General features: G+C 55.6%; 6 protein-coding genes. All 6 read left to right on the forward strand.

All coding sequences use genetic code 11. The annotated features are described in order from the left end of the window. The coding region (locus Poly21_RS28145) for a hypothetical protein (protein WP_302120770.1) at window positions 1-202 on the forward strand (202 nt) is incomplete at its 5' end. Window positions 203-492: 290 nt separating this feature from the next. Then, complete coding sequence (locus tag Poly21_RS26590) at window positions 493-894, forward strand: hypothetical protein (protein ID WP_146410096.1); 402 nt, start codon at window positions 493-495, stop codon at window positions 892-894. 89 nt (window positions 895-983) lie between these two features. Next, window positions 984-1,484, forward strand: a complete 501-nt coding sequence (locus Poly21_RS26595) for a hypothetical protein (RefSeq protein WP_146410097.1) — start codon at window positions 984-986, stop codon at window positions 1,482-1,484. A 790-nt stretch (window positions 1,485-2,274) separates the two neighbouring features. After that, the gene (locus tag Poly21_RS26600) at window positions 2,275-2,745 is read left to right on the forward strand and encodes a hypothetical protein (protein WP_146410098.1); all 471 of its coding nucleotides are present in this window, start codon (window positions 2,275-2,277) and stop codon (window positions 2,743-2,745) included. Between the two features lie 26 nt (window positions 2,746-2,771). Next, a complete protein-coding gene (locus tag Poly21_RS26605) occupies window positions 2,772-3,308 on the forward strand; it encodes a hypothetical protein (RefSeq protein WP_302120771.1) in 537 nt (178 codons plus the stop codon). 539 nt (window positions 3,309-3,847) lie between these two features. Then, window positions 3,848-4,243: a tetratricopeptide repeat protein gene (locus tag Poly21_RS26610; protein ID WP_302120772.1), complete on the forward strand. Its 396-nt coding sequence runs from the start codon at window positions 3,848-3,850 to the stop codon at window positions 4,241-4,243. The last annotated feature ends 133 nt before the right edge of the window (window positions 4,244-4,376 follow it).

The following is a 4,376-nucleotide window of genomic DNA, read 5'->3' on the forward strand; positions in this document are numbered from 1 at the left end:
CCATGTGTTTGGTGGGTGGAGTAAATGTGACGGGCGGCCGCAAGCTGCCCAGATCACGGGTTTGAGTCGCCAGTTTTTTAACGAATGGCTCCCACCCGTCAAACCTTGGACTTACATGGATTCTTTACGAGATCAAGCCGTGCAGAAGCCGAGTGCGGACGAAATACCAAGGGTGCCCTGCGGGGCATGGTCCGACGCCTGAGCTGCGACAACCAGCGTCTGCCCTGCGGGGCACTAGTCAGCAAACGCCCTGCGGGGAATCAACCAACGCCTGCTCTGCGAGGCATTGTCCGACGCCTGATCAACTGGTGACTGTGACGCAGTGCTCGTGTCGGATCGAAGCTGCGGGTAAGCCCACGTGTACTACGCTACACTAAACGACTCGTAACAATGCAATGATGACGGAGCGGCGTTGGTCGCCGTTGGCTCAGTGGTTGAGTCGCTCGCCGCCGCCCGCATATCGCCGCCGTTCCCCGACTGGCATTCGCACCGATGATCGATGTTGAGGCTCAACCGCGAATTGTCGCCGAAATTGTGATGCTCTCATCATCCGATGGTGGCCGCACTCGGGGCATCACGATCGAACCCGATTCGCGATACATGCCGCATCTAGCGATCGACGACCGCGCAAACCGCAAAGCGAAAACGGACGCGAACAATCAGTCTCTCGAACACTACATGGGCGTTCTCTTCGAGCCGGCATTGTCGGTCACTGATCCTGCTACCGGTTCCGGCGAATATCCGCTTCGACTCATGTACTATCCCCGCGTCGACTATTCCACTCTTCAAGCCGGGGTCACCTTCACTGTTCGCGAGGGCGGACGCATTGTTGGTCACGGCGTTGTGGTATCATCGACTTTACCCGCCAAGCACGAACAGAGCGGGGAACAATGACATGCACCGAAGGACGCGAGCCGAGCGGTTTGGCAATGGTAAGTCTTTCGCGCGTCCTCGGTGATGTCCGACGTTATCGGACTGAGAACATGAGCAAACGCACTTCACTTACCTGCGCGATTGTTTTGATTGCTTCGACGCTTTCAGCAGAAGAGTTCCGATCTGACGTGCCCTCAGGGCACTACACCTGCAACGTGACCAGCGAAACGCTGAACGGAACTCCGCAGTGGCACGACATTGCTTCCGAGCCACCACTTGCAATACAAGATGCGATTCAAGCCGCATCCAAGAAGCTGAAGACACTCAAGGATTCGGACGCACCGGTAATTTGGAGGGTCAGAAATGTTTCGCTGAAATGGAACCATGACGATTCGTGGTTCTATATCGTTACGTTCAAAAGCACAAAAAAACCAGAGCCAAAATCTGACGTGGGACGCCTGACAAGCGGGTATCACCCATGGCTTTCAAATTCGTACGATCTACAAATACCCGTGATGCTCAACGGACAGGTGCCGACAATAGCCTATCACTCACACACTGTTGACATGACGGAATTGCTCGAATCGCTCGAAGCCACCGACGACCGATAACCATGGCATTCACACGGAGCGGGGCTTGCGGCCGATTCTGAAATGGATGACTTTACACTCCCCGCCCGGTGATGCCGGACGTTACGAGACCAAGCCAGACTGAAGACGAGTGTGGATGCAAAGCCAAGTGTGCCCTGCGGGGCATGGTCCGACGCCCGAGCAGCGGCAACCAGCGCCAGCCCTGCGGGGCACGAAGCAGTGCATGCCCTGCGGGGCACCAACCGAGGCCTGCTCTGCGAGGCACTGCCGACGCCTGTCAAATCGGTGACTGTGACTCATGCTCGTTGCGGATCAAAGACGCGGGCAAGCCCGCTGGTGCTACGCTACACTAAACGACTCGTAACAATGCAATGATGACGGAGCGGCGTAGTCGCCGTTGGCTCAGTGGTTGAGCCGCTCGACGCCGCCCGCATATCGCCGCCGTTACGAGATGAAGCCGTGCTGAAGCCGAGTATGGATGCAAAGCCAAGTGTGCCCTGCGGGGCATCGTCCGACGCCCGAGCAGCGGCAACCAGCGCCAGCCCTGCGGGGCACGAGGCAACACTGCCCTGCGGGGCATCAACCAACGCCTGCTCTGCGAGGCATTGTCCGACGCTTGATCAATTGGTGACTGTGACTTAGTGCTCGTGTCGGATCGAAGCTGCGGGTAAGCCCACGGGTACTACGCTACACTAAACGACTCGTAACAATGCAATGATGACGGAGCGGCGTTGGTCGCCGTTGGCTCAGTGGTTGAGTCGCTCGCCGCCGCCCGCATATTGCTGGCGTTACCCGACTGAATGGAATCCCAATGAAACTGATGTGCCTAGCGACCGTTCTCGCTTTGACTGCCTGGCTCGACGCGACTGCCTCAACTTACGAGCTTGCCGCCGTCGCTACTGCGCCGACGAATTCACATCAACGGGACGTGGAGCTGAGATTCACTGCACCCGAAGATGCTGAGGTTCGCATAACGGCAGACGGCGTTACCGTTAGCAAAACGTCTAGAGATCTTTCCAATGCAAGGCTGTCGTTCAAACTCGACGAGGATCGTGCTGACGGTTCAGAGTACTTGACCTTTCTTGTTGGCTTCGGAACTGCACCGAACTGTGGCACGGGCAGAACCGTCAAGAGTGATTCGAAGCTTGACCTCAAGCTGAAGATCGCGGAAAAACCAACGTCCGTGCCGTATGGCGAAACATTCACAGTCGGACATTTCAACGGCAAACCAATCACGATTTACGTAAAGCCGAAGCCTACTGCGCCCGGAAACGGCGGGTAACCATCGCATCCACCGAAGGACCGGTGGTGCGTTTGCCTAAATGGATGCTCAACTCCCGGTCCTCGGCGATGCGGACCGTTATTTGGCTCAAAGCAATGAATGCCCGCATGCCCAGCATTGCAGTTTTACTCGCCACACTGATGGGATGCCCAAACTCAAACGTTGCTAAATCCGCCTTACCGTCGAAGACCGTAGCGAATACGGAATCCAAAATGAGCAGCTCAATAAAAATCCTCGGTGAGCGAGACACCGGCAACGGTGTTGAACAGAAATTCGCCTTCATCGAAGGGCAAACTGAAAAGGCGGTCGAATACCTGATACAGGTTTTGGATACTGCTGAAATCTCGCTGATGAATAATGCAGATGAAGGCGGGGAAGGAGTTACGACATTCCGCAAAACTGAAAATGGATTTGAACGCATGGACGGCGGACACGGTTGGCAATCTGAATGGAAGATCATGGGCCACGATCAAATTCGTGATAGAATGCTTGAACTTGTACCTTCCAACATGGGCGGGCATTGGAGCACAGAGGGTTCAATCACACGAAGAAACGCCAAATAACCAAGCGGTGAACCGAAGTCGCCGATCGAGCGTTTTGTGAGATCATTCTTCTCTGGCGGCGACTCGGTTACCGCCACCGTTACGAGATCAAGCTGGTATTGAAGCCAAGTGTGCCCTGCGGGGCATCGTCCGACGCCGAGTCGTGACAACCAACGCCAGCCCTGTGGGGCATGAAGCAACACTGCCCTGCGGGGCACGAACCAACGCCTGCCCTGCGGGGCATTGTCCGACGTCTGTCAAATCGGTGACTGTGACTCATGCTCGTTGCGGATCAAAGACGCGGGCAAGCCCATGAGTACTACGCTACACTAAACGACTCGTAACCATGCAATGATGACGGAGCGGCGTTGTCGCCTTTGCCTCAGTGGTTGAGTCGCTCGCCGCCGCCCGCATATCGCCGCCGTTCCCCGACTGAGTCGATCGTGATCGAATCATCTGTCACAGCTGCAAATGCACGGCAAGCAATCACGTTGTTTCGGAATGCTGTAAACCTGATTCGATTGCTCCAACGTTCGGCTATTCCTCGCTGGTCTGATGGTTTGACCACTTGGCTCTCCGACGAACGCCCTCCGGAGGATCGCGATGAGACGCCGTTCTATAACGACGCGGAGTTGGAACACTATCGTGAGGCACGCGGCTGGCTGAAACGGTCAATCGACCTAAACCCGTATTTCCCCGACGCTTACTTGCTACTCGGCAATGCCTTTGCTGACATTGATGGCGATTTCGAAACGATGCTCACGTACTACGACAGGGCATTAGTACTGGATCCAGACAACGATGAATTCCACAACGCTAGGATGTCGCACTATCTCACGATGGGCAAGCTGGATTTGGCCTTGGACGATCTTTTGCACTTAGAGCGGCTACAATCTGGCTACGCGGAATCGATGCGCAAACATTATGACAATGCAGTAGAATGCGGGGAACAATGATCGAGATAGCGACGGTGTTGTTTTTGGCAATAGCGCAGATCAAAAATCTTGAAGTTTTTGATTCCTTCGCCCATGCTGGTCAGGGGCCAGCCCCCGAACCCCCGAGATTTTTCAGGCATGGCGCCAGATGTTC

It is taken from the genome of Allorhodopirellula heiligendammensis, assembly GCF_007860105.1.
Lineage (GTDB): Bacteria > Planctomycetota > Planctomycetia > Pirellulales > Pirellulaceae > Rhodopirellula > Rhodopirellula heiligendammensis.